At 68.3% G+C, this 23,746-nt stretch carries 19 protein-coding genes; 6 read left to right on the top strand and 13 right to left on the bottom strand.

Annotation, left to right across the window (positions count from 1 at the left end):
* Positions 1–22: 22 nt before the first annotated feature.
* Together cobN and JIM95_RS00330 are read right to left on the bottom strand one after the other, a co-directional pair.
* Positions 23–3,625: a cobaltochelatase subunit CobN gene (gene cobN, locus JIM95_RS00325; protein ID WP_200257459.1), complete on the bottom strand. Its 3,603-nt coding sequence runs from the start codon at positions 3,623–3,625 to the stop codon at positions 23–25.
* A gap of 79 nt (positions 3,626–3,704) precedes the next feature.
* A complete protein-coding gene (locus JIM95_RS00330) occupies positions 3,705–4,994 on the bottom strand; it encodes a lipase family protein (RefSeq protein ID WP_200257460.1) in 1,290 nt (429 codons plus the stop codon).
* 122 nt (positions 4,995–5,116) lie between these two features.
* On the opposite strand from JIM95_RS00330, the gene JIM95_RS00335 reads away from it, so the two are divergent.
* The 5 genes from JIM95_RS00335 to JIM95_RS00355 all read left to right on the top strand — a co-directional run bounded on the left by JIM95_RS00335 (position 5,117) and on the right by JIM95_RS00355 (position 10,285).
* Complete coding sequence (locus tag JIM95_RS00335) at positions 5,117–6,328, top strand: precorrin-3B synthase (protein WP_200257462.1); 1,212 nt, start codon at positions 5,117–5,119, stop codon at positions 6,326–6,328.
* 27 nt (positions 6,329–6,355) lie between these two features.
* Positions 6,356–7,000: a precorrin-8X methylmutase gene (locus JIM95_RS00340; protein ID WP_200257463.1), complete on the top strand. Its 645-nt coding sequence runs from the start codon at positions 6,356–6,358 to the stop codon at positions 6,998–7,000.
* Positions 7,001–8,521 (top strand): precorrin-3B C(17)-methyltransferase, encoded by a 1,521-nt coding sequence (gene cobJ / locus JIM95_RS00345; RefSeq protein WP_200257464.1) that lies wholly within the window; start codon positions 7,001–7,003, stop codon positions 8,519–8,521.
* 425 nt (positions 8,522–8,946) lie between these two features.
* Complete coding sequence (locus tag JIM95_RS00350) at positions 8,947–9,945, top strand: hypothetical protein (RefSeq protein ID WP_200257465.1); 999 nt, start codon at positions 8,947–8,949, stop codon at positions 9,943–9,945.
* Positions 9,938–10,285, top strand: a complete 348-nt coding sequence (locus JIM95_RS00355) for a PadR family transcriptional regulator (protein WP_200257466.1) — start codon at positions 9,938–9,940, stop codon at positions 10,283–10,285. Before JIM95_RS00350 ends, JIM95_RS00355 begins: the two co-directional genes overlap by 8 nt.
* Here JIM95_RS00355 and JIM95_RS00360 read toward each other — a convergent pair.
* The 5 genes from JIM95_RS00360 to JIM95_RS00380 are packed head-to-tail and all read right to left on the bottom strand — an operon-like array spanning position 10,282 to position 15,038.
* A complete protein-coding gene (locus tag JIM95_RS00360) occupies positions 10,282–11,019 on the bottom strand; it encodes a cobalt-precorrin-6A reductase (RefSeq protein ID WP_200257467.1) in 738 nt (245 codons plus the stop codon). The two genes, JIM95_RS00355 and JIM95_RS00360, sit on opposite strands and share 4 nt — an antisense overlap.
* Positions 11,007–11,780 carry a precorrin-4 C(11)-methyltransferase gene (cobM, locus tag JIM95_RS00365; RefSeq protein ID WP_200257468.1) on the bottom strand — a complete coding sequence of 258 codons (774 nt, stop codon included), beginning with the start codon at positions 11,778–11,780 and terminating at the stop codon, positions 11,007–11,009. The genes JIM95_RS00360 and cobM overlap by 13 nt, the downstream gene beginning before the upstream one ends.
* Positions 11,777–13,075 carry a precorrin-6y C5,15-methyltransferase (decarboxylating) subunit CbiE gene (gene cbiE / locus JIM95_RS00370; RefSeq protein WP_200257469.1) on the bottom strand — a complete coding sequence of 433 codons (1,299 nt, stop codon included), beginning with the start codon at positions 13,073–13,075 and terminating at the stop codon, positions 11,777–11,779. Before cbiE ends, cobM begins: the two co-directional genes overlap by 4 nt.
* 23 nt (positions 13,076–13,098) lie before the next feature.
* Positions 13,099–13,872, bottom strand: coding sequence for an SDR family oxidoreductase (locus JIM95_RS00375; RefSeq protein WP_200257471.1), 774 nt, complete (start codon positions 13,870–13,872; stop codon positions 13,099–13,101).
* Positions 13,869–15,038, bottom strand: coding sequence for a M24 family metallopeptidase (locus JIM95_RS00380; RefSeq protein WP_200257473.1), 1,170 nt, complete (start codon positions 15,036–15,038; stop codon positions 13,869–13,871). The genes JIM95_RS00375 and JIM95_RS00380 overlap by 4 nt, the downstream gene beginning before the upstream one ends.
* 78 nt (positions 15,039–15,116) lie before the next feature.
* On the opposite strand from JIM95_RS00380, the gene JIM95_RS00385 reads away from it, so the two are divergent.
* A complete protein-coding gene (locus JIM95_RS00385; protein WP_200257475.1) occupies positions 15,117–15,818 on the top strand; it encodes a S1 family peptidase in 702 nt (233 codons plus the stop codon).
* A 13-nt stretch (positions 15,819–15,831) separates the two neighbouring features.
* Here the strand turns inward: JIM95_RS00385 and JIM95_RS00390 are convergent, their stop codons facing one another.
* The 6 genes from JIM95_RS00390 to pafA all read right to left on the bottom strand — a co-directional run bounded on the left by JIM95_RS00390 (position 15,832) and on the right by pafA (position 23,744).
* The gene (locus JIM95_RS00390) at positions 15,832–18,651 is read right to left on the bottom strand and encodes a DEAD/DEAH box helicase (protein ID WP_200257477.1); all 2,820 of its coding nucleotides are present in this window, start codon (positions 18,649–18,651) and stop codon (positions 15,832–15,834) included.
* Between the two features lie 72 nt (positions 18,652–18,723).
* A complete protein-coding gene (gene tatC, locus JIM95_RS00395; protein ID WP_234034522.1) occupies positions 18,724–19,755 on the bottom strand; it encodes a twin-arginine translocase subunit TatC in 1,032 nt (343 codons plus the stop codon).
* Between the two features lie 98 nt (positions 19,756–19,853).
* Positions 19,854–20,261: a Sec-independent protein translocase subunit TatA gene (tatA, locus tag JIM95_RS00400; protein WP_198737909.1), complete on the bottom strand. Its 408-nt coding sequence runs from the start codon at positions 20,259–20,261 to the stop codon at positions 19,854–19,856.
* Positions 20,262–20,324: 63 nt separating this feature from the next.
* The gene (locus JIM95_RS00405) at positions 20,325–21,314 is read right to left on the bottom strand and encodes a helix-turn-helix transcriptional regulator (RefSeq protein WP_200257479.1); all 990 of its coding nucleotides are present in this window, start codon (positions 21,312–21,314) and stop codon (positions 20,325–20,327) included.
* Positions 21,307–22,302: a helix-turn-helix transcriptional regulator gene (locus JIM95_RS00410; protein WP_200257481.1), complete on the bottom strand. Its 996-nt coding sequence runs from the start codon at positions 22,300–22,302 to the stop codon at positions 21,307–21,309. The genes JIM95_RS00405 and JIM95_RS00410 overlap by 8 nt, the downstream gene beginning before the upstream one ends.
* The gene (gene pafA / locus JIM95_RS00415) at positions 22,299–23,744 is read right to left on the bottom strand and encodes a Pup--protein ligase (RefSeq protein ID WP_200257483.1); all 1,446 of its coding nucleotides are present in this window, start codon (positions 23,742–23,744) and stop codon (positions 22,299–22,301) included. Before pafA ends, JIM95_RS00410 begins: the two co-directional genes overlap by 4 nt.
* Positions 23,745–23,746 lie beyond the last annotated feature (2 nt).

A 23,746-nucleotide genomic window follows, 5' to 3' on the forward strand; every position in this document is an offset into this window, starting at 1 on the left:
GGCTCACCCCCGTCGACGCGGGTTACCGCCGATCCTCCAGTTCACCCTCCGTTTCGATGAACGTCTCCCGCAGCAGCTCCATGGCATCCTCGGAGGGTTCCTCCCACAACCCGCGGTCGGCGGCCTCGATGAGCCGTTCGGAGATGTCCCGGAGCGCCCAGGGATTCGACTGGCGGAAGAACTCGCGGTTGACCTCGTCACGGACGTAGGTGTCCGTCAGTGTCTCGTACATCCAGTCATCCATCAGGTTGGTCGTGGCGTCGTAGCCGAACAGGTAGTCCACGGTGGCCGACATCTCGAAGGCGCCCTTGTAGCCGTGCCTCCGCATGGCCTCGATCCAACGCGGGTTGACCACGCGGGCGCGGAACACGCGGCGGGACTCCTCGTGGAGCGTACGGGTCCGGACGGTCTCCTGGCGGCGGGAGTCACCGATGTAGGCCTCGGGGTCGTTTCCGGTGAGGGCACGGACTGTCGCGACCATGCCGCCGTGGTACTGGAAGTAGTCGTCGGAGTCGGCGATGTCGTGCTCCGCGGAGTCGACGTTCTTCGCCGCGACCTGGATCCGCCGGTAGGCGGTGCGCATGTCCTCGGCGGCCTCGACTCCCTCGATGCCGCGCCCGTAGGCGTACCCGCCCCAGGAGGTGTAGACCTCCGCGAGATCGGCGTCGTCTCGCCAGGCACCGGACTCGATGAGCTGGAGCAGACCGGCGCCGTAGGTCCCGGGCTTGGAGCCGAAGATCCGGCGGGTGTGCTCGTCGAGGGTGCCGTCGGCACGTGCGTGGGCCCGTACGTAGTTGCTCTCATCCGGCTCGTCGAGGTTCTTGACCATCTGCACCGCGTCATCGAGCAGTGCGAGAACGTGCGGGAACGCGTCGCGGAAGAACCCGGAGATACGGACGGTGGTGTCGATGCGCGGGCGGCCCAGTTCCTCCAGACCGATGATCTCGAGGTCCGTGACCCGGCGGGAGGCCTCGTCCCAGACCGGTCGGACACCGAGGAGGGCGAACACCTCGGCGATGTCGTCGCCGGAGGTGCGCATCGCGGAGGTTCCCCACACCGACAGCCCGACGGACGTCGGGTAGGCGCCGTCATGATCGTCCCGGTAGCGGTCGATCAGCGAGTCGGCGAGCAGCTGGCCGGTCTCCCAGGCGAGGCGGCTGGGCAGTGACTTCGGGTCGACGGAGTAGAAGTTCCGGCCGGTGGGCAGGACGTTGATCAGGCCACGCATCGGGGAACCCGAGGGGCCGGCGTCGATGAAGCCGCCGTCGAGGGCGTGCAGGATCTGGGTGATCTCGCGCGGGGTCTGGGCGAGCCGGGGAATGATCTCGGTGCACGCGAAACGCATGATCGCGGCGACCGTGTCGCGGTCCGCGGTGTCGGGCATGGGGGTCCCGTCGAGCACGGAGTCGACCTGCCCGACGTCCCAGCCGAGTTCATCGAGGCGGGTGAGGATCCCGTGCGCGACCTCCTCTACCGTGTCCACACGCGTCCGCGTCTCGTCGCCCGCCTCGGACAGGCCGAGCGCCTCCCGCAGTCCCGGGACGCTGCGATCGCCACCCCAGAGCTGGCGGGCGCGGAGCATCGCCAGGACGAGTTCGATGCGCATCTCGCCGGAGATGTCCCCGCCGAGGATGTGCAGGCCACCGCGGATCGCGACGTCCTTGATCTCGCAGAGCCAGCCGTCGATGTGCATGAGCATGTCATCGAAGACCTCCTCGTCCGGGCGCTGCTCCCAGCCGAGGTCCTGGTCCATCTTCGCGGCGGTGAGCAGGGTCCAGATCTCCTGTCGGATGGCGGGCAGTTTCGCAGGATCCATCGCCGAGATGTTCTGGTGCTCGTCGAGCAGCTGCTCGAGCCGGGTGATGTCGCCGTAGGACTCCGCGCGGGCCATCGGCGGGATCATGTGGTCGATGAGGGTGGCGTGGGCGCGGCGCTTCGCCTGGCTCCCCTCGCCCGGGTCGTTCACGAGGAACGGGTAGATCAGCGGCATGTCGGCGATCGCCTGGTCTGTGTAGCAGTCCGCGGACATGCCGACGGTCTTGCCGGGCAGCCACTCCATGTTGCCGTGCTTGCCCATGTGCACGATGGCGTCCGCGCCGAAGACGTGACGGAGCCAGTGGTATGTCCCGAGGTAGTGGTGGTTCGCCGGCAGGTCCGGGTCGTGGTAGATGCCGACCGGGTTGTCACCGAAGCCACGGGGCGGCTGCACCATGACGACGACGTTGCCGAAGACGAGTCCCGCGACGTACAGCTCACCGGTGGCGGGGTTGACGTAGTGCATTCCGGGTGCCTCGCCCCAGTGCTCGGTCATCTCCTCGCGCATGCCCTCCGGGAGGGTCGCGAAGTAGTCGAGGTAGTCCCGCCTCGACAGCTTGAGCGGATTGTTGGCGAGCACCTCGTCTGTGAGCCACTCGGGGTCGTGTCCGCCGGCGGCGATGATTGCGTGCATGAAGGCGTCGCCGTCGAGATCGTCGTATCCGGGGATCTCCGAGGTGTCACCCAGGTCGTAGCCGGCCTCGGCCATGGCGTGCAGCACCCTGAGGGTGGACACCGGGGTGTCGAGGCCCACCGCGTTGCCGATCCGGGCGTGCTTCGTCGGGTACGCCGACAGCATGACGACGATTTTCTTCTCCGCGTTGTCGAGATGCCGTAGCCGGGCGAAGCGGCAGGCGATCCCGGCGAGCCGGGCGCAGCGCTCGTGGTCGGGGACGTAGGAGATCAGGCCGTCCGCGTCGTACTCCTTGAAGGAGAAGGGCACGGCGATGATCCGGCCGTCGAACTCCGGCACCGCGACCTGGGTGGCGACATCCAGCGGCGAGAGTCCGTCGTCGGACTCTTCCCACCGGGCGCGCGGATTGGTCAGCGCGAGCCCCTGGATGATGGGGACATCGAGTGCGGCGAGCGCCGCCACGTCCCACGCCTCGTCCTGCTCCCCCGCCTGTGCGGTCGCGGGCTTGGTGCCCCCGGCGGCGAGCACCGTGGTGATCAGCACGTCCATGTCCGCCAGCTCGGTGAGCAGGTCATCCGGCGCGGTACGCAGGGAGGCGGAGTAGATCGGTACGGCGCGCACGCCGAGGTTCTCGATCGCGTCGGCCAGACCGTGGATGTAGTCCACGTTGCCGGCGAGATGCTGTGCCCGGTAGTAGAGGATCGCCACCCGCGGCGCGTCGGCGGGACCGGAGAACTCCGGGCGGTCCAGGTGCCCCCAGAACGGCATCCGGACCGGCTCGTCGAAGCCGAGTCCCGTGAGCAGCACCGTGTCGGAGAGGAAGTTGTGCAGCTGGTGCAGGTTGTCCGCTCCTCCCTCGGCGAGATAGGTGTGTGCCTGGGTGACCACACCCGCGGGGACGGTGGACAGCTCGGTGAGTTCGGCGTCGACGGCGAGTTCACCCGACACCACGACCGCCGGAACCCCGCTGCGCAGGATGTGGTCGAGGCCGTCCTCCCACGCGCGCCTACCGCCCAGCAGCCGCACGATCACCAGATCGGCACCGGCGAGGTGCTCATCGAGCATCTCGGTGGACACGCCGTTCGGGTTGGCGAAGCGGTACTCCACCTCGCTGCACTCATTCGCGGACTTCGCGGACAACAGGTCGGTGTCGGAGGTGGAGAGAAGCAGAATCACGGTGGAGAGGTCCTTGCCTGCGCTGCCTGCGGTGCAACGCGTTCGGGGGTACGTAAAACGGGCTGTGTCTGCGGTCAGCCTACCGCAGAGCGGACAGTAACCACGCGATGTTGCGGGGTAACCGGAGGTAGTAGGGGAGGAAGTGGTTGAGGGTCGTGCGGCCCGGGAGCCTCGGCATCATCGACTCCCGGTAGGAGACGTCTCCCCCTGCACCGGCCCAGTGGCGGGCCACCTCCCGGACCTGGCCGACGGGTATGACGTCGTCGTTCGCGGACCCCCACAGCAGCACCGGGCAGGAGGGACGCCGTTCCCCGAGCAGCTGGCGGCGCAGTGCACGTCGGACCACGGGCAGCGACTCCGCCAGCTCCGCGAGTGACAGACCCGACACCGTCCACCTCCGCGTCGACGCCCACGCGGAGGTGACGATGCTCCCCCCGGCGCACGTCGTCGTGTTCGCCCGGATCTGCGCCCGACCGTGGTCGTTGAACAGCGGCCACAGCGTCCTGCGGAGATCATCGGAGCTGACCACCAGTCCCGCCACCGCGTAGGCGAGCGCCCCGGTGATCAGGCCGCCGTCGACATGGCCCAGCACCGCGCCGAGATCTGACGGCGGCGAACCGACGACCGCGGCCCGGGGGATGACGTCAGGGGCGTAGCCGGGGTTCTCGACCAGCCACCCGACCGCGCCACCCCCCTGGGAGAAACCCCACAGGCCCAGAGGTGCTCTCGGTGAGACTCCAAGCTCGACCGCGGCCCGCACTGCGTCCGCGAGCGCCTGACCACCGGCGATGTTGTCCCCGTAGTACTGGACACCGGTCACCTCGTCCCGGGGGTAGTCGATGAATACGACATGGAAACCCGAGGCCACCAGTGCGAGAAGAACCGGAAGTTCGTAGGCGATGATGCAGTCCACCGGCGGGCGCAGGAAGAGATCCAGGCCCACGGTGCAGCTGACCGACGGATCGCAGTGTCGCGCCACGCCCTGAGTCGACGGCGCGAACGCGATCAACGGTCGGGGTCCCGCGTGGTCGGCGGTGAGCCGTCGTGAGCGCAGCAGAACCCCGGTCGCGGGGATCACCCGACCGGACGAGTCCCTGGTGGCGTAGCAGAATGCGGTGGCCGTGGCCGGGTTCAGTCGGCTGCCCGCGCCGAGAACCTGCACCGGCTCCGCCGACAGGACCGTTCCGGGCGCGGCATCCGCAACCGATCCCGGAACCCGCCTGCGTTCCGGATACCGGATGTCGGCCCGCTCACCGCTCATCCACCGGGCCACCTGACTCCGCACCACGTCGACCGTCACCGGCAGCACGGTGCAGAGCAGCACGGATGCGACCGTGCGCAGGTGGGGAGACACGGGACGGGAGGACATGGGTCCACCTTAACGACGGCGTCGCCCGGTACCTCCGGAGCCCCCGGGGTGGCCGGGACACGGTTGCGGAACCGCGGCGGCGCGGCTGCCGCCCGGGGCGGGCGGGTCCTAGACTGGTGAGCATGAGCGCGGAATCCAGGGCATCATCAACCACCGGGCACACGGTGGAGAACTCCCGGAGTCTCGGCGACCGTGGTCGTCCCGACGCCTGTCCGGGTGCGGTGCACATGCACCGTGCCGCGGATGGTCGGATCGGACGGATCCGGGTGCCGGGGGGTTACCTGGATCCCGGAAGGTGGGAGACTCTCGCGGACCTCTCCGACCGCTACGGTGACGGGATGATCCACCTGACGACCCGGGGCAACCTTCAGGTGCGCGGAATCTCCGAGGAGAATGCCGCAGGATTCACCGGGGCGGTGGACGCTGCGGGCCTGCTGCCGAGCATCGCGCACGACCGGATCCGCAACATCATCGCGGCCCCCCTCTCCCCCGAACTCGTTCCGCTCGTAGAACAGCTCGACCAGCTGCTGCTGGATGATCCGACCACGGCCCGGCTGTCCGGGCGGACGCTTTTCGGTATCGATGACGGGAGCGGACTGATCGCGTCCCGGCGTCCCGACATCGGGGTGCTGCCCGGGTCCGAGCTCCACCACCTGATTCTCGGTGGCTCGCCCGTCGACGCAGCGACCCGCCCCGGGGACACGGCCCGGGCACTGGCCCGGGCGGCCGCCCTGTGGGCCGCGCGCCGCGGGAAGGCCTGGCGCATCGACGAGCAACCCGGTGCCGCATCCGACATCGCCGCGGACCTCACCGGCTCGGGTCTCGCCCGTGGCGTCCCCGCGCCGGCGGTTCCCGTCGGGACACCGGAGCCGCCGATCGGCTGGATCGACCGTCCGGACGGGACGGTCAGCCTCGCGGCCGGACTGAGGTTCGGCGCACTGGACACGACCCTCGCCCGGATGATCGCGACCATCGGTCGGCCGACCCAGGTCACCTGCTGGCGCTCTGTGATCATCGAGGGGTTGGACACCGCGTCCGCTGAGGTCGTGGTGAAGGTACTCGCCCCCATGGGGCTCATCTTCGACGCGGGCTCCCCGTGGCTCGAGGTCTCCGCCTGCACCGGGTCCACCGGGTGCGACAAGTCCGCGTCCGACACGCGGGCCGATGCGGTGGCTGCCGTCCGGGAACACCGCGTGCCCGCCGCCCCCGAGGACCACGTCCACTTCTCCGGATGTGAGCGCCGCTGTGGGCATCCCGTGGACAGGCCGTACACGGATTATCTCGCGGTCGGTGAGGGTGAATACGAGGTCGGTCGCAGGGACGGGAGGAACTGACACCCCCGGGACGTAGAATGAGGCACCATGCATCAGTACATCACCGACGGTTCCGAGATCTACCGCCGTTCCTTCGCCACCATCCGCAACGAGGCTGACCTCTCGGCCTTCGACCCCCAGCAGGCCACGGTGGCCGTCAGGATGATCCACGCCGCCGGTGAGGTTGACCTCGCGGACGACATCGCCATGTCCGCCGCCCTCGTCCACGCCGCGCGTCACGCATTGCAGTCCGGCGCCCCCGTCCTCACGGATGTCCAGATGGTCGCCTCGGGTGTGACGAGGCGTCGTCTCCCGGCGGACAACGAGGTCATCTGTCTGCTCGGGGATGCCCGCGTCCCCGAGCTCGCCCGGGAACTCGGGACAACGCGGACCGCCGCCGCCGTGGAGTTGTGGCGCCCCGTCCTCGACGGCGCCGTGGTGGCCATCGGAAACGCACCGACCGCTCTGTTCCACCTGCTCAACCTGCTTGCGGCTGATCCCGCTCTTCCCCGCCCGGCTGCGATTCTCGGTGTCCCCGTCGGATTCATCGGCGCCGCCGAATCCAAGCAGGCGCTCGCCGACGACGCGTCCTCGCTCGGTACGGAGTTCCTCACTGTCCACGGTCGACGGGGAGGATCCGCCATCACCTGTGCCGCGGTCAACGCGCTCGCCGATTCCCGGGAGATCATGTAGATGGCCGCCGACGGAGGGTCCCTCACCGGTGTCGGCGTCGGCCCCGGGGATCCGGAGCTGCTCACCGTCGCCGCAGCCCGGGCGATCGGCGCCGCGGACGTCGTGGCGTACCACGCGAAGCCGGGTGGCGCGTCCGCCGCCCGTGCGGCCGCCGAGCCCTACCTGCACGAGGGGCAGATCCATGAGCTGCTCTCCTATCCCGTCACCACCGGGGACACCACCCATCCGGGCGGGTATGCGGGTGCACTGGCGGAGTTCTACGTGGAGGCCGCCCAGCGCCTCTCGGGACACCTGGACGCGGGCCGCGACGTGGTCGTGCTCGCGTTGGGGGATCCGATGCTCTACAGCTCCTACCAGCATCTCCACCGGATGCTCGCTGATCTCCCCGGTACCCGGGCCGCCCGGATAATTCCCGGGGTCACCTCGATCACCGCGGCCGCGGACGTCCTCGCCCGCCCACTCGCCGAGGATGACGAGGTGCTCACCGTACTCCCCGGAACCCTCGATGAGGAGGAACTGTCGAGGCGGCTCCGGGACACCGACACAGCCGTGGTGATGAAGCTGGGGAGGACCTGGCCGAAGGTCCGGCGGGCCCTCGACCACGCCGGTGTCCTCCACCGGACGTACGTCGTGTCCCGGATCGGCATGGCGGGACAGGATTCCCTCCCGGCCACCGAGGTGACCGAGGTGCCGTATTTCGCTGTCGCCGTCGTCCCCTCCCACCGGGAGGGTGTCTGCGCCGCGTCGTCGGAGGCGGCCGGCCGGTCGGCGCCGACGGGCCCGGGTGAGGTCGTCGTCGTGGGACTGGGCCCGGGTGATCCCGACTGGACCACCCCCGAGGTCTCCCGCGAGCTGGAGCTCGCGGAGGACCTCGTCGGCTACTCCACCTACATCAACCGTGTCCCGGAGCGGTCCGGGCAGCGCCGCCACCTCTCCGACAACAAGGTCGAGGCCGAGCGCGCCGCCATGGCGCTCGATCTCGCGGCCAGGGGCAGGAGGGTCGCCGTCGTCAGTTCCGGCGATCCGGGTGTGTTCGCCATGGCGGCCGCGGTTCTCGAGACCGCGGATGACGACGCATGGCGGGATGTCACCGTCAGGGTTGTTCCCGGAATGACCGCGGCGCAGGCCGTCGCCTCCCGGGTCGGTGCTCCGCTCGGCCACGACTTCGGGATGATCTCCCTGTCCGACCGGTTGAAACCGTGGGAGGTCATCGCCCGTCGGGTGCACGCCCTCGCCGGGGCGGACATGGCCTTCGCCGTGTACAACCCGGCATCGAGAACAAGGCGGCGCCAGGTGGCGGAGCTACGGGATATCGTGCTGGAACACCAGGGCCCCGAAACCCCGGTCATCGTCGCCCGTGCCGTCGGTTCCGACCGGGAGAGTGTCACGGTGACCACCCTCGCCGACTTCGATCCGGACGTGGTCGACATGCGGACGATGCTCATCATCGGGGCATCGACGACGAAGGTCTACGAGGGGCCCGAAGGGCCGCGGGTATTCACCTCACGCCGTTACGGCTGAGGTGCCCTGGTTCCTCCCCGAACGCCGGGGCCCGTGGCGGGCCTTCCGTGGTTGATCCCGGGAGACCCACCTCAACCCGGAGGCCAGATTCCGTCTCCCGGTCCGTGGGGTCTCCGGTTCCGGAGAGAGATGACTTCTCTCCGGGTAGCGCCCGCCCGCCTGCCTGCGCGGCGCTCCGGACACGCCCGCGAACCGATCTCCGTCACGGTCTTCACTTCCCCGGTGCCGTTCGATCTTCCCACCGGGAGCGGTCCCCTCAGCTCACACCGACCACGTTCACCATCTCCGGTCGCGGGGTGGGAACCACCGGCTCCCGGGGACGGCGTACCCGGTCCGGGACACCGGACGCTTGACTAGATAGAAAATCTATCTAGTCTGGTCTGTGACCTTCGGATCGCCCTACGAAAAAGACAGGAGAACCATTCATGCCTGACGATCTGACCGCGGCACAGTCCGACTGGATCGCGGCGTACCGTTTCCATCTCGTCGTGAGCGGCAGGCTCGACCGGGATGCCCTCGCCCGGGAGACCGACACCATGCGGAACGCAATGATCAGCGCCGCCGTCGCCCCGGACGACGAGTCATGGTCCACACCACGCGAGGCCGCGCGGGAAACCGTCGCCACCTACCCCTTCGCACCGGAAACGGCCGGACTGACGTGGCGGAACCTGCTGTCGGGCGTGGCCATGCAGGCCGGACTCCTCGTCCTGTTGGCCTCGCTCTGGCTGTTCACCGTGGGATGGTCCTTCACGCTGACCACGAAGATGATCGTGCTGGCGATCGGGTCCACCGTCAGTCTCACGGCACTGCACCTCGCCATCCTCAGCCACGCCAGCGGCCGGACCACCGGCTTCCGGGTCGGTGCTCTCGGCACCGTCGCCGGCGTCATCGGTACCGGTGTGATGACGGCCTCGACGGATCCGGTACCGGTGATTGCCGTCCCTTCCGTCCTCGTCCCGGCTGTCGGTCTCGGCCTGGTCGCCCTGAGCTGGTGGATCACCCCGGACGACGGCGTCCTCCCCGACCACGAGCGGGACACCTGCGATGACCCCGGGCAGTGGGTGTCCCGCTACGGCACGCTGCTGCGCAGCAACTACGGGTACAGCCGCTCACGAGCCGGACAGGAGGCCCGCCAGCTCGCCGACCACTCGCTGTCCCTGGGAGAAACCCCGCAGGAGGAGTTCGGGTCACCCGCCATTGCCGCGGCCCGTACCGGAGGGCAGGAGAGATCACTGCGGAACCGCAGCCGGTGGAGACTGCTCCAGTACGCTTTCATCACCCTGGTGGCCGTCCGTGTGATGCGGACCGGAGAGACGTTCCCCATCGTGATGGGAGTGATTCTCTTTGCCGGCCTCGTCCTGACGGTCCCGAAACTCTGGGTGGACGCGGGTCTGCCCACGCTCCGGGGAAGAGACGATGGGTGACCGTTCCGACCGGGAGTTCGCCGCCTGGCAGCGTGTGACACTGCCCCTGCTGCTGCTCGGTGAGATGGAGATCGCCCCCGGTCACGGCTACGGGCTCGCCGAGCGACTCGTGGAACGGGGGCTGAACCCGGTCAAGGGTGCGGCCCTCTATCCGGTGCTCAACCGGCTCGAGGACGACGGCCTGGCCACGTCAACGTGGGAGCCCGGTGAGAGCGGCCCCGGCAGGAAGGTCTACCACCTCTCCCCCGCGGGTGCCGAGCAACTGGCGCAGTCCCGTAGACGGTTCGCCGAGTTCGCGGCCATCATCGTTGACGGCTACGGACAGCTGACCGCACCCTAGAGCTCCATCGCGGCGTTGAAGGCCGCTTCCGCGGTGTGCACCACGGTGATCCGGCCACCTCCGGGCAACTCCGGGCGGCGCACCATCACGACGTCGATACCCAGTTCGCGAGCCGCGTCGAGCTTCGGCCGCGTGTGCTCTCCACCGGAGTTCTTGGTGACGACACAGTCGATCTGGTTGTCCCGCATGAGCTTCTTCTCCGCCGCCACCGTGAACGGTCCGCGGTCGAGGATCACGCGGTGCCGGGCGGGAAGCGGGGCATCGGGTCTGTCCACGCAGCGGATGACGTAGAGGTTGAGATCGTCGTGGGCGAAGGGGGCGAGCTGCTGGCGGCCGATGGTGAGCAGGATGTGGTGGTAGTCGCGCTCCGTGATCCGCGCGGCCTCCTCCATCGTGTCGACCATCCGCCACTTGTCCCGTGCGACCGGCTCCCACGCCGGTCGGTGCAGCGCGATCAGGGGCACCCCGGTGGCCCGGGTGGCCTCCGCCGCGGAGATCGATATCCGTTCGGCGAAGGGATGGGTGGCATCGATGACGACCTCCACACCCTGGTCGATCAGCCAGCGTGCGAGGCCGGCGGGCCCACCGAATCCCCCGATGCGCACCTCCCCCACCGGCAGCCTCGGGCTGGCGACCCGGCCCGCGAGCGAACTGGTCACGAGCCATCCGCGGGCGGACATCAGGGCGGCGAGTTCCCGTCCCTCCGAGGTTCCACCGAGAATCAGTGCACGCACGGTATCGTCCGTCCTTCCGCGTCGCGTGGCCGGTCATCGGAGTAGAGGTAGCTGTCGGGAAAGCCCTCCGCCCCGAGTACCTCCCCGACGATGATCACGGCGGTCCGGCTGATCCCGGCCTCCTGCACCGCTCCGGCGATGTCGCCCAACCGTCCACGCACGATCCGCTCCTCCGGGCGGCTGGCGTAGGCGACGACCGCGACAGGGCAGTCAGCCCCGTAGTTCGGGGTGAGTTCCCCGACGACGCGGTCGATGTCGTGCGCCGCGAGATGGATGCACAACGTCGCGCGGGACGCACCGAGGGTTGCGAGATCCTCGCCCTCGGGCATCGCGGAGGCACGACCGCTGACCCGGGTGAGGATCACGGTCTGGCCGACCGTGGGCACGGTGAGCTCGTGTCCGAGTGCCGCCGCCGCCGCGGCGAAGGACGGGACCCCCGGGACGATCTCGTAGTCGATACCGGCATCGGTCAGGCGGCGGGCCTGCTCGGCGAGGGCCGAGTACACCGACGGATCCCCGGAATGGAGCCGGGCGACGTCGAGACCGCTCGTGTCGGCCCGCCGGATCACGGACATGATCTCGTCCAGCGGCATCCGGGCGGTGTTGATCACCTCGGCGCCATCCGGGCAGTGCTCGAGAACCTCCTCGGGAACGATGCTGCCCGCGTACAGGCAGACCCCGCAAGAACGGATCAGGCGGTCCGCCCGGAGGGTGAGGAGATCGACGGCACCGGGGCCGGCGCCGATGAAGTAGACGGTCATGGTGTGTGGTTCTCCCCTTGTTCAGTTGGTTCGGGACCCTGCTTCGTGGCTCTCCATTGCGTCACGGGCAGCGCGGGGCGTAGGGCGGTGAACCCGCCTATCGACGTCTCCGAGTCGATCTGGATGCGGGTGATCCGGCCACCGAAGCGGTCGCGGAGTTGCCAGAGCTCCCGTTCGGACTCGACGGTCACGGCATTGGCCACGAGTCTCCCACCCGACTTCAGCCGCGACCATGCGGCTTCCGCGAGACCGGGGGCGGTGAGGCCGCCACCGATGAAGATGACGTCGGGATCCGTGTCAGCCTTCCCGAAGGAATCCGGCGCGTCACCCAGCACCTCGAGGTGCTCCACGCCGAGATTCCGGGCGTTGTCCGTCATGGTCCTCCTGCGGTGCTCGGCCCTTTCGAAGGAGACGGCGCTGGTACCGGGGGTGCTGCGCAACCATTCGATGGCGACGGATCCGGCGCCACCGCCGATGTCCCAGAGACGTTCCCCCGGGCGAGGTGCGAGTGCGCAGACGGTCCAGGCGCGGACATCGGCCTTCGTGAGCTGTCCCTCATCGGTGTCGTAGGAGTCGTCCGGAAGACCCGGGAGCAGGCTCCTTCCGTGGGTACCGGCGGGTATGACGGCGATCACGTTCAGGGCGCTGCGCGGAGGTTGTGCGGCGGCGGCGCGGTAGCTCTGGGTGTGGGCGTCCGGTCCCCCCAGGTCGCTCAGGACGTGGACCTTCGCTCCGCCGTGCCCCCGGGCGGCGAGCAGTGAGGACACCTCGCCCGGTGTGGTCTCGTCGCGGCCGAGGATGAGGAACCTTCTGCCCTGATCCAGCAGCGGGATGACGGCCGACACCGGACGGGTCACCAGACTGACCACAGGGGTGTCGTTCAACGGCCAGCCCAGATGGGCGCAGGCCAGCGACACCGACGATGCGAGGGGGAGCACCTCGATGTTCCCGGGACCGAAGATCCTGGTCAGTGTCGTGCCGATCCCGTGGAACATCGGGTCGCCCGATCCGAGGACCACGATGCGGCGACCCGAGAACTCCTTGAACAGGGGCTCGATCGAGGGCAGCAGCGGGGACGGCCACGGACGGCGTTCCGCGGTGATCTCCCCGTCAATGAGGTTGAGTTGCCGCCAGGAACCGATCACCACGTCGGCCGCACGCAACCGATCGAGGGAGGTGGCGGGCAGATCGCCCATACCCGCGGCACTGATCCCGACCACGCTCGCGAGGAACGCTTCCGGGTGCGAGACACCGCTGTCGGTCGCGGCCCGGTCACCGGTGGCGGAGTTGCTCATGTGGCGTCATCCTACCGGGTCGGTCACCGGGGCATCCGGCGCCACACCGGGCGGGGAACGAGCCGCATCACCCGGGCGAGAGCCTCCAGTCGGCGCGGGATCCACAGGGTCGTGGACCGGACTCTCCCCCGCCTCTCCTGAAACCGGATCTCGGCGACGATCGCGTCGGCGACCTCCGCCGAGGTGACCGACATCGGAGCCGGATCCATGCCCTCGGTCATCCGTCCGATGACGAAGCCGGGTCGGGCGGTGATCAGCCGGACCGGACCGCCGTGGAGCTGGTCGGCCAGACCCTGGCAGAACGCGTCGAGACCGGCCTTCGTCGATCCGTACACGTAGTTGGCGCGGCGGGCGCGCCAACCCGCCACCGAAGAGAAGGCGACGATGGTCGCCGGTTGTTCCGCGGTGGCCGTCTCCGTGAGCACGTCAGCCAGCACGGTCAACACGGATATCTGGGCGGTGTAGTCCACCGTCGCGATGTGGGCGGCATGGGCCTCGTCGTGCTCCGCGCGGTGCTGATCACCGAGGACACCGAACGCGACGATCGCGTGGGCCGGAGTACCGGCGAGCCGGACGGCCCGCTCGACGACCGTCCGGTGACGGACGAGATCGGTGGCGTCGAACTCAAGCCGGTGGACGGACGTGGCTCCGGCGGCGCGCATCCGCCGTGCCGCGTCGTCCAGGGAGGAGACGTCGCGCGCGGCGAGCACCACCTCGCGTCCGGCGACGAGACGTTCGGCCAGATGAACGCCGATGTCGCTGCGGCCGCCCAGCAGGAGCACGGGTCCGGAACTCACCAGAACAGGCTCCGCGGCCGGTTGTTGAGGAGGCGCACGCCGTTCTCCGTGACCACGACGATGTCCTCGATCCGGGCACCGACGTCCCCGGTGAAGTAGATGCCCGGCTCGACGGAGAAGGCCATGCCCGGCTGCAGAACCGTAGCGGAACCCGACGAGATCGACGGTGCCTCGTGCGTGGTGAGCCCGATGCCGTGACCGGTACGGTGGATGAACTGCTCGCCGTATCCGGCGGCGGCGATCGCGTCGCGGGCGACGCGGTCGATCTCCCCCGCCGTGACACCGGGGCGTACCGCCTTCACAGCGGCGGCCTGGGCCTTCTCCAGGACCCGGTACATGTCGAGGACCCGCTCGCTGATCACCTGCGGATCCGAATCTGCGACGAGGTAGGTGCGGGTGCAGTCGGAGCGGTACCCACTGGGCAGTGCTCCCCCGATGTCCACGACGACGAGCTCGCCGGTCCGGAGCTTCCGGTCGGAGAAGCTGTGGTGCGGGTCGGCGCCGTTCGGACCGGAGCCCACGATCACGAAGTCGACGGAGATGTGTCCCTCCTCGAGGATCATCGCGGTGATCTCCTCGGCGATCTCGGCCTCCGTCCGGCCTGGTTGGAGAAGCTCCGGAACCCGGGCGTGGACACGGTCGATGGCGGCTCCCGCCGCGGCTAGTTCCTCGATCTCGTGATCGGTCTTCACCATCCGAAGCTCGTCGATGACCGGCCCGGCCAACACGCAGCCGTGGTTGAGCTCCGCGAGTCCGTCCTGGATGTTCAGAACGTGATCGGCGGTGAGCGAGGCGCCGAGACCGACCCCCCGGCCCGCGAACCCGCCGTCGCCGATGTCCGGCAGGACGAGGTTGCGGACGATCAGTTCATAGGATGACTGCCCGTCCTGCCACGGGATCAGCCTGACACCGATCTCCGCGGTCCGTTCACGCACGGCCCTGCCGGAGTCGACGGCGGGGGCGATCAGGAAGTCGTCGCCGTCCGTCTGGATGACGAGTGCGGTGAGGCGCTCGTGTGAGCTGATGTCCAGGCCGGTGAAGAACTCGAGATCGGGTCCGGTCCCGAGGATCATGGCCGACATGTCCTCTCTGCGCATGTGCTCCAGGATCGCGGCGCAACGGTCGCTGTGGATGTTTCCGGTGGTTGCGGTCTCACTCGAAGTCATGGGCCCCATCATAGGTACCCGGGCACGGGCGCACGGGGGCGGGGCGGCGCCACCGGGGACACACGTAGAATCACCGGCGTGGAGCACAGCCTCAGTCGGCCGGAGAGCGGTCCGGACGCGTCAACCGCTGCTTCCGGCGTCGTCCGGTTGCACCGTGGCGGGCGCTACTGCTCCGGATTCCTCACGACCCCGGAGATCCTGACCGGGGCGATCAACGATGAGGGCGTCACCCCGGCGCAGATCACGTCGCCCGTGCGGTTCGCGTTGACGGCCGCCCACTTCCTCACACCCGGCGAAGCTCCCTCGAGGATCAGGGTCTCGGGTCCCGGGTTCCGGGGAACCGTTTCCGACGCCCGGGTGGTCGTGGGCACCGACATCGCGGTCGTGAAGCTCGACCGGCCCGCGCCCGTCCCGTCCCTCCTGCCGGTCGCCTCCGCGGTGCCGCCGGTGTTTTCGTCCACCATCACCTACGGCTACGGAGGCAGGAGGCTGACCGCCCCGCCCAGGCGCGGTCTGCTGCTCGCGAGGGTTCCGTTCGCCCTGTCTCTGAATCTGCGTACCCGGGTCCGGCACGCGGCGATCTGCGTCCCCACCGGTCGCGACCAGGTCGTCTACGGGGATTCGGGCGGTCCCGTGCTCGTCGACGGCGAGGTCGCCGGCCTGCAGTCACTGCTGTTCGGATACCGCCACCGCGAGCTGTTCAACGTCGCGACCGTGGCACTCCTCGCACCCCACCTCGCCGCCGTCCGCCGCGCCGTGGAGATGATGTCCGCGCGGTGACCCGCCGACCGGGTCACGAACCGAGCGCCACCACGCCGCGCCTGATCGCGTCGATCGCGGCCCGCGCGTTGTGCTTCACCTCGTTGGTGTAGCCCGTCTTCGCCACCTGCTCGAGCAGATCGATCACCTGTCGGCACCACCGGACGAAATCACCCGGGGTGAGCTCCGCACCGGATTCCGCGGCCGCTGCCATGCAGTATCCCATCGGTGCGCCGGCGGTCCACTGGTGGATCGCGAGGGCGAATCCCGCCTCCGGTTCCCGGGTGGCCGGAAGGTTGTGGCGTTGCTCGTCGAAGACCAGCTCACCGTGGATCCGCATCGTGGCATTCATCGCGGTCGCCATCCGGTCGGTCGCCCCGTCCGGGGATCCGCCGCGAACCTCCCGCCGGTTCTGGAACGTGCACATGCTGACGACTCCGGCGAGTTCGGCGGGATCGAGATCGTTCCAGATTCCCCGACGCAGGCACTGCGCGACGAGCAGATCAGATTCGTTGTGGATCTGCGCGAGGCGCTCGCCCTCCTCGGTGATCACGGGGGTGGGCTCCGGGGCGTCGTCGCCGGTGACGAACTCGAGATAGTCCATCTCCGCGAGTAGATCGACGATACGGTCGAAAGTCCGGCCGAGGGTGTCGGTCGCCGCCGACACGCGGGAGGTGAGACGGTCCAGATCGCGTTGTCTGCGGACCAGCTTCTCCGCTGTCCTGGCGAGCAGTTCCCGGTCCGCCCAGTCGTGTGCCGGATGGGCCCGCAGCGCCGCCCGTAGTTCCCTGACCTCGTCGTTGTCCCGGATCCTGGTCTCGTGCTTCAGCCGTTTCGGCCGCGGATAGTCTCCGCGACGGAACTGCTGCACAACGACCCGGGCATTCCTCCGGGGCTTGCGTTGCACGTCCTTGCCCAGCGACATGTGGCCGACGATCCGCGGTGCGACGGCGAAGGACTCCGCATTCACCCGGCCCGACCACCCGGTCTCGGTGATGATCCAGGGGCGCGGGTTCTTCGAGTCGGGCGCCGGTGTCACGACGACCGCGAGCATCGGGCGCTTCTTGGTGGGCAGCGCGATGACGTCCCCGATCTGGAGTTTCCGCAGTGCGACGACGGTCTCGGTGTGCCGGTCCTCGAGGTGACGGCGGCGCGCCTTCTTCTCCTTCTTCGACAACTCGGTCCTGATCCGGGTGTAGTCGAGGAACTCCCCGACCGGGTCCCCGTCCGTCGACGGCGGATTAGCCGCGGTCACGGCCCCCTGGAGTTGGTCGCGGAGATCCGCCACCTTCCGTTCGGCGCGTTCGATCTCCCGGACCTCGTCGACGACGGATCCGTCCGCCTGAAACTGGGCGAAGGACTTCTCCAGGAGTCGGTGGGCCGGGCCGTAGCCGATGGTGCGGATGAGGTTCACGCTCATGTTGTAGCCGGGCTGGAACGTGGAGATCAGCGGATAGGTGCGGGTGGATGCCAGACCGGCCACCGCCCGCGGGTCCACGGCCGGCGCATACTGCACCACCGCGTTGCCCATCGTGTCGATACCACGACGTCCCGCGCGACCGGTCAGCTGCGTGTACTCGCCCGGGGTGAGGTCCACGTGCGCCTCACCGTTGTACTTGACAAGCTTCTCGAGGACCACCGAACGCGCCGGCATGTTGATGCCGAGGGCGAGGGTCTCCGTGGCGAAAACCGCCCGGACCAGTCCCCTGGTGAACAGTTCCTCCACGATGTGCCGGAACGCCGGCAGCATGCCCGCGTGGTGCGCCGCGAAGCCACGGGTCAGGGCGGCCCGCCACTGGCGGAACCGGAGCACCTCCAGGTCGACCTCCGGGATGTCCGAGACCCCGGCGTCGACGATTCGACCGATCTCACTCGCCTCCTCCTCGGTCGTGAGGGTCAGTCGGGAACCGAGGCACTGGTGCAGAGCCCCGTCACACCCGGCCCGGGAGAAGATGAACGTGATCGCCGGCAGCATGTTCCTGCCCTGCAGGACCTGCAGGACCTCCGGGCGTCCCATCGGGCGTGGCGCCGCGCCCTCCCGTGGTCTGCCGGAGCGGTGGCCACCGTGCCTCCGGTCCCTCCGCTCCTCGCCGCGTTTTCCGCTCCTGGACCGGAAGCCGCCTCCCCCCGAATACGCCTGCGAGCCGCGTTCCATCTCAGCGGAGTTCAACCGTTGGACGTGCTTCTCCAGCTCGCGGTTGACCTCACCACCGCTGCCGGGTTCGAACAGGGGGTAGAGCTTCTTGCCGAGCAGCATCCACTGATCCAGGGGCACCGGTCGATGCTCGGAGACTATGACCTCGACGTCACCCCGGACGGTCCGCAACCACGCACCGAACTCCTCGGAATTCGACACCGTCGCCGACAGGCCGATGATCCGTACGGACTCATCCAGGTTGAGGATGACCTCCTCCCAGACGGGGCCCCGGGACCTGTCCGCCAGATAGTGGATCTCGTCCATCACCACGTGGCTCAGCCGGTCCAGTGCAGGGGAACCGGCGTAGATCATGTTGCGGAGCACCTCCGTCGTCATGACGACGATCTCCGCGGTGGCGTTCACCGAGACATCACCGGTGAGCAGCCCGACGGACTCCTCACCGTGGACCTCCACGAGGTCATGGAACTTCTGGTTGGACAACGCCTTGATCGGGGTGGTGTAGAAGCACTTGGTGCCCCTGGACAGCGCGAGGGACACCGCGAACTCCCCCACGATCGTCTTGCCGGCACCTGTCGGCGCGCAGACGAGCACCCCCCGGTCCTCCTCGACGGCGCGGCAACCCCGGATCTGGAAGTCGTCGAGGGGGAAATCGAGTCGGGCGGTGAACTCGTCGAGATGTGTGGCGGTGTCCGTCATGGGTACCACGCTACTCGGGTCCGCACCGGCGGCCCCACGACGGTGGACGTCGCCCCCGCACCCGATCAGGGGTCAGAGAACGTCGTCGAATCCGCTACCGCCGTGACTGTCGAAACCCTGCCGTGGGGCGGGTGGTTCGGCGGGGGGATGCAGGGGTCCGGAGGACGCCACCGGCCCCGAGCCGCGGACTGGTCCACCGCTGCGCGGATCGGCGCCCGGGGCGTACAGAGGCGAGGCTTCATCGTCGTCCAGGTCCGCCCACTCGGGGCGTTCCCGGTCGCGGCGACGGTCGTTGAAGCGGCAGAACTGGATCGACATCTCCACGAGCAGGGTCAGGGCGATCGCCAGCGAGACCATGCTCATCGGATCCTGACCTGGGGTGATGACGGCTGCGAAGCAGAAAATGAAGAAGATGATGATGCGTCGCTTGTCCTTCAGCTGCTTGTAGCTGACCACGCCGATGATGTTGAGCATCCCGATGATCAACGGAACCTCGAAACTGACCCCGAAGATCAGGAGCAGGCCGATGAGGAAACTGAAGTAGAGCTTGCCGTTCAGCGCGGTCGTCGAGGATTCGCTGGCTATGGTCAGCAGGAACTCCAGTGCGAAGGTGATGACCCAGTATGCGAGGGCTGCCCCGAGCACGAAGAGGAGGACCGCCACCGTCACGAAGATCGCGGTTGAACGACGCTCGTTCTTGTGCAGACCGGGTGTGATGAACAGCCACAGCTGGCTCAACCACACCGGCGAGGCGAACACGAGGCCGGCGAGGCCACCGACCTTGAACCGGAGGCCGAACATCTCGAAGGGACCGGTTGCGAGCAGTCGACAGCTGCCGTCAGCGGAGAAGTCGGCACGAACCTCGTCCGGTAGGTTGCAGTAGGGCTCGCGGAGCAGATACCCCAGGGTGGGCAGACCGAAGATGGAATGCTCGAACCAGATCACGCCCAGCACGGTTCCCACGGCGAGCGCGATCAGGGAGATGATCAGCCGGCGGCGGAGTTCCTTGATGTGTTCGACCAGGGTCATCGTCCCGTCACTCGAACGCTCCGAGTTGCGCCCGCGTCGGGGGATGAGCCGCTTCTTCGGGGTGGGTGTGCTCATGGAAGTTGGTGTTCCGCTCCGTGTTCGGCGCACCGGGATTCCGGTGCGCCGGGTCAGTCAGGTGGGCATGGGTACGCCCGCGTGTTCACTCGGGGTCGCTACTGCTGCCGGGGATCATTCGGGTTCGGCTGCTGGTACCCGGGGGGCATGGGCTGCTGGTAGCCCTGTGGTGTCTGGTAGCCCTGCGGCTGCTGGTACCCGGGAGCGGGACGCGGGGGCTGCTGGAGGTTGGCCTGCGGATTCGGGACGCCGTAACCCTGCTGGGGGTACTGCGGAGACTGCGGGTTCTGGGTGAGCTCGCGTGGCTCGGGGACGACGTTCCCGGTGCCCTGGTCGGAGGGCATGTTGTCCGTCGCCTGATCGTCGTTCTTCATCTCCTTGACCTCGGATTTGAAGATACGCATCGATCGGCCGACGGAGCGGGCGGCGTCCGGGAGTTTCTTCCAGCCGAACAGCACCAGCACGACGACGGCGATGATGGCCAGTTCAAGGGGTCCTGGGGTCATGGAGACAGCCTTTCATACGAGCTTTTCAGATAAGGGCGCACCGTAGCGGTAGGCGCTCCTTTTCTAGCGATGATACGCCGCGAGACCGGCGAGGGCGCGTTCCGACACTTCAGCGACCAGTTCCGCGGGACCGTCGACGAGCACGCGACCGCCCTGTCCCAGGATGAACCGGACGAACCAGTCTCGGGAGGAGACCGGCATGCGGGCCGGATGGAAACCGTCGACGGGTTCGACCTCCGGATCCAGCTTGAGGGGCACGTAATCGGCGAGCCAGACGGCATCCCCGCGGATCCGGACATCGGCGTGGCAGGAAACCGCGGTGAAGGAGAAGGGATCCTCTGAGTCGAAGTTCAGCTCCCCGAGGCGCGGGTCTCCGGTTTCGCCGGTCGCGGACACCCCGTCCATCCTGTCCACCCGGAACGTGCGGTGTTTTCCGGCCGATGTGTCCCATGCCGAGAGATAGGTGTTTCCCTCTCTGGTGAACACACGTGCGGGAACGGCCCGACGGCGTGTCGTGGTGTCGCTGGCGGCACTGTAGTACCCGAAGTTGAGGATGGTCCGGTTGTCGAGCGCCTCCCGGATGGTCTCGAGAACCGGGGACGTCGCCGACCGGAAGCTGTCGGTCACGACCGAGTCGACGACCGCCGCCGTGCTGTCGGGGACGATGCTGCGGAGCTTCGCCGCCGCACTGACCACGGCGTCCCGGTCGGTGAGGCCGCCGACGTTCTCGAGGGACTCCAGCGCGAGGAGAAGTGCACCGGCCTCCGTCGGTGTGAGGCGGAGGGGCCGGTCCATTCCCTGGCTGTTGGTGACCCGCACCGACGGATAGGAATGGTCCAGATCGACGAGGTCCCCCGGCCCCATTCCGGGCAGGCCGCAGCACCACAACCGGTTGAGGTCGTCCATGATCTGTTGCGGGGCGTAACCGAGGTCACCGGCTGCCTCCATGATCGATCGCCCGGGGTGCGCCTCGAAGTAGGGCAGCAGGTTCAGCATCCGCACGAGATCTCCGAGCCGGTTCCCTCCCCCGGGTCGGTTGTCGCGCCTACTCATGTGTGTCCCCGTTCTCGGTGGCGTGCCCCGCGGCGACGCGGGACAGCGTCTCGATGACCGCCGACCGTATGTCCTCCGGCTCAGTCACGACGACCTGAGGTGCGTGTGCGGCAGCGGTGCGGATGAACCAGTCGCGCTCGACGTTCCGCAGGACGTGAATCCCGTCCTCGAGGACCTCCGCGGCTCTGGTCAACTCTCCCGCGCACCCGGGTGCCGTCCGGAACCGGACGTCGACGACATCATGACCGCGTCTCAGGGACCGGGCCACGAGATCCTGCAGATCCACCCCGCCCGGATTCGGGTGGGTGGCGGGTCCCGACTCCCTGATGTCACTGATTCTGGTGATCCGGAAACTGCGCACCGCGTCCCGGTCGACGTCGTGGCCGACGATGTACAGCCGGTCCCGGTGGCTGACCAGACCCCACGGATCCATCGAGCGGGTGACCGCCTCATCAACGGGGCTGCGGCTGTAGGTGAATCGGATGCGGCGTCGGTTCCGGCAGGCCCCGAGGATGGTGTCCAGGGTCTGCGGCCCGAGATGTTCCGTGTCGTTGAGCATGCTGACGACAGGGACGGTTCCCAGTTGCCTGGAGGCTCCCGCCGCCGCGAGTTTCGTCCAGCCCGACTGTGCGAATGCCGCGAGCCGCCGTCCCAGCCCCATGTCGCCGGCGAGCGCCAGTACGGTGGCCTCCGAGGGAGTGAAACTCACCTCCGGAAGGGAGTATTCCTCCGACTGGAGCCGGTAGCCGGTCTGTCCGGGATCGTCGGGGTTCGCGACGATCTCGACCGGCACACCGGCCGCCCGGAGGACCGCGAGGTCACGGTTGAACATGCGCCGGGAGGCGTCCTCGCTACGGTCGGCGTACCCGGCCACGTTGTCCCTCACCCAGGCCGCGGTGAGCAGCCTCCGTCCACCGTTCTGTTCGGCGTCGAGAAACGCGAACGTGAGGTTGATCAGCCGCTCCAGGGCCTCGTCCTTCCGGGTCATGGTGTCCGGCGGTAGTCGGCGGCGTGGGTGTCCATGTAGGCGAGGAGCTCGTCAACCCGGGAATCCGTCGCGGCGAACGGATCGCCGAGCTGCACAACCTGGGGCTCGGGCCGGTTGACCCGTAGACGCATCCAGTCGACGGTCACCGGGGCGCCGACCGCCCGCGCGTGGTCGAGGAATCTACCGCGCAGAGCGGCGCGGGTGTCCTGCGGAGGCGTGTCGGCTGCCGCGTTGATGGCCTCGTCGGTGGTCCACCTTGCGATCATTCCCCGGTCCACCAGCGTGGAGTAGAGGCCTCTCCCGGGACGGACATCGTGGTAGGTGAGATCGATCTGGGCGAGTTTCGGGTGATCGAGTTCGATGCCGTGACGCTCCCGGTAGCGGGAGATCAGCTTGTGCTTGATCACCCAGTCGATCTCGGTGTCCACCGGCGAGAAATCACCGGTGTCCAGGGCAGTGAGCGTGCGTCGCCACAGATCGACGATGCGGGCGAGTTCCTCCGGTGGCGTTCCACCGTCGGCGGGCTCGCGGATGTCCAACCACCTCTCTGCGGCCGTGCAGTAGCGCTCCTGGAGTTCGAGCGCCGTGACGGTCCCTCCGCCGGTGAGCGGTATCTCGGTGCGGCCGCGGGTGTCTCGGGCGATGTCGCGGATGGCCGAGGTGTCATTGGCGAGTTCGACCTCGGGCAGGGGGAACCCGGCCTCGATCATCTCGAGCACGAGGAGTGCGGAGCCGATCTTCAGGGCGAACGTCGGTTCCGCCATCGAGGAGTCACCGACGATCACGTGCAGGCGACGGAATCTCTCCGAGTCCGCGTGCGGTTCATCGCGGGTGTTGATCATCGGTCGCGAGCGGGTGGTCGCCGAGGACACTCCCTCCCAGACGTGATCGGCACGCTGTGAGACGCAGAATCCCGTCCCGTACCGCTCGCTGGGGCTGCCGGGGAAAGGCCGGTATACCTTCCCGGCTCCGGCGATCAGCTGACGGGTGATGAGGAACGGGACCAACGCCAGTCCCAGCTTCTTCAGCGACAACTCACGTCGCACGAGATAGTTCTCGTGGCATCCGTAGGAGTTTCCGATGGAATCGACGTTGTTCTTGAAGACGTAGACGCGTGAGCCCGGGTCGAGGCTCCGCTCGACCTGCAGAGCGAGTTCGTCGATGGCCAGGTCGCCCGCGCGCTCGTGATTGAGCAACTGCGTGATCGAGCGGCACTCTGCCGTCGCCCATTCGGGATGCGAGCCGACATCGAGGTACAGGCGGGCGGCCGAGGATGTGAAGATGTTCGAGCTCGCGTGCTCGTCGACGACCGGGCGGAACATCTGGCGCGCGAGCTCGTCCGGGATCACTCTGCCGCCGCCCGGAAGAGTACAGGAGATCCCGTACTCGGTCTCGACACCCATGATCCTTCTGGTCAGAGCCCCCGATGCCGATTCTGTCATGG

This window comes from Corynebacterium antarcticum (assembly GCF_016595285.2).
Classification (GTDB): Bacteria; Actinomycetota; Actinomycetes; order Mycobacteriales; family Mycobacteriaceae; genus Corynebacterium; species Corynebacterium antarcticum.

What these genes read in the sequence shown, in the direction of transcription:
- JIM95_RS00330 (WP_200257460.1), bottom strand. Translation starts at nt 4,994, where the DNA reads ATGTCCTCCCGTCCCGTGTCTCCCCACCTGCGCACGGTCGCATCCGTG.
- JIM95_RS00335 (WP_200257462.1), top strand. Translation starts at nt 5,117, where the DNA reads ATGAGCGCGGAATCCAGGGCATCATCAACCACCGGGCACACGGTGGAG.
- JIM95_RS00340 (WP_200257463.1), top strand. Translation starts at nt 6,356, where the DNA reads ATGCATCAGTACATCACCGACGGTTCCGAGATCTACCGCCGTTCCTTC.
- cobJ (WP_200257464.1), top strand. Translation starts at nt 7,001, where the DNA reads ATGGCCGCCGACGGAGGGTCCCTCACCGGTGTCGGCGTCGGCCCCGGG.
- JIM95_RS00350 (WP_200257465.1), top strand. Translation starts at nt 8,947, where the DNA reads ATGCCTGACGATCTGACCGCGGCACAGTCCGACTGGATCGCGGCGTAC.
- JIM95_RS00355 (WP_200257466.1), top strand. Translation starts at nt 9,938, where the DNA reads ATGGGTGACCGTTCCGACCGGGAGTTCGCCGCCTGGCAGCGTGTGACA.
- cobM (WP_200257468.1), bottom strand. Translation starts at nt 11,780, where the DNA reads ATGACCGTCTACTTCATCGGCGCCGGCCCCGGTGCCGTCGATCTCCTC.
- cbiE (WP_200257469.1), bottom strand. Translation starts at nt 13,075, where the DNA reads ATGAGCAACTCCGCCACCGGTGACCGGGCCGCGACCGACAGCGGTGTC.
- JIM95_RS00380 (WP_200257473.1), bottom strand. Translation starts at nt 15,038, where the DNA reads ATGACTTCGAGTGAGACCGCAACCACCGGAAACATCCACAGCGACCGT.
- JIM95_RS00390 (WP_200257477.1), bottom strand. Translation starts at nt 18,651, where the DNA reads ATGACGGACACCGCCACACATCTCGACGAGTTCACCGCCCGACTCGAT.
- tatC (WP_234034522.1), bottom strand. Translation starts at nt 19,755, where the DNA reads ATGAGCACACCCACCCCGAAGAAGCGGCTCATCCCCCGACGCGGGCGC.
- tatA (WP_198737909.1), bottom strand. Translation starts at nt 20,261, where the DNA reads ATGACCCCAGGACCCCTTGAACTGGCCATCATCGCCGTCGTCGTGCTG.
- JIM95_RS00405 (WP_200257479.1), bottom strand. Translation starts at nt 21,314, where the DNA reads ATGAGTAGGCGCGACAACCGACCCGGGGGAGGGAACCGGCTCGGAGAT.
- JIM95_RS00410 (WP_200257481.1), bottom strand. Translation starts at nt 22,302, where the DNA reads ATGACCCGGAAGGACGAGGCCCTGGAGCGGCTGATCAACCTCACGTTC.
- pafA (WP_200257483.1), bottom strand. Translation starts at nt 23,744, where the DNA reads ATGACAGAATCGGCATCGGGGGCTCTGACCAGAAGGATCATGGGTGTC.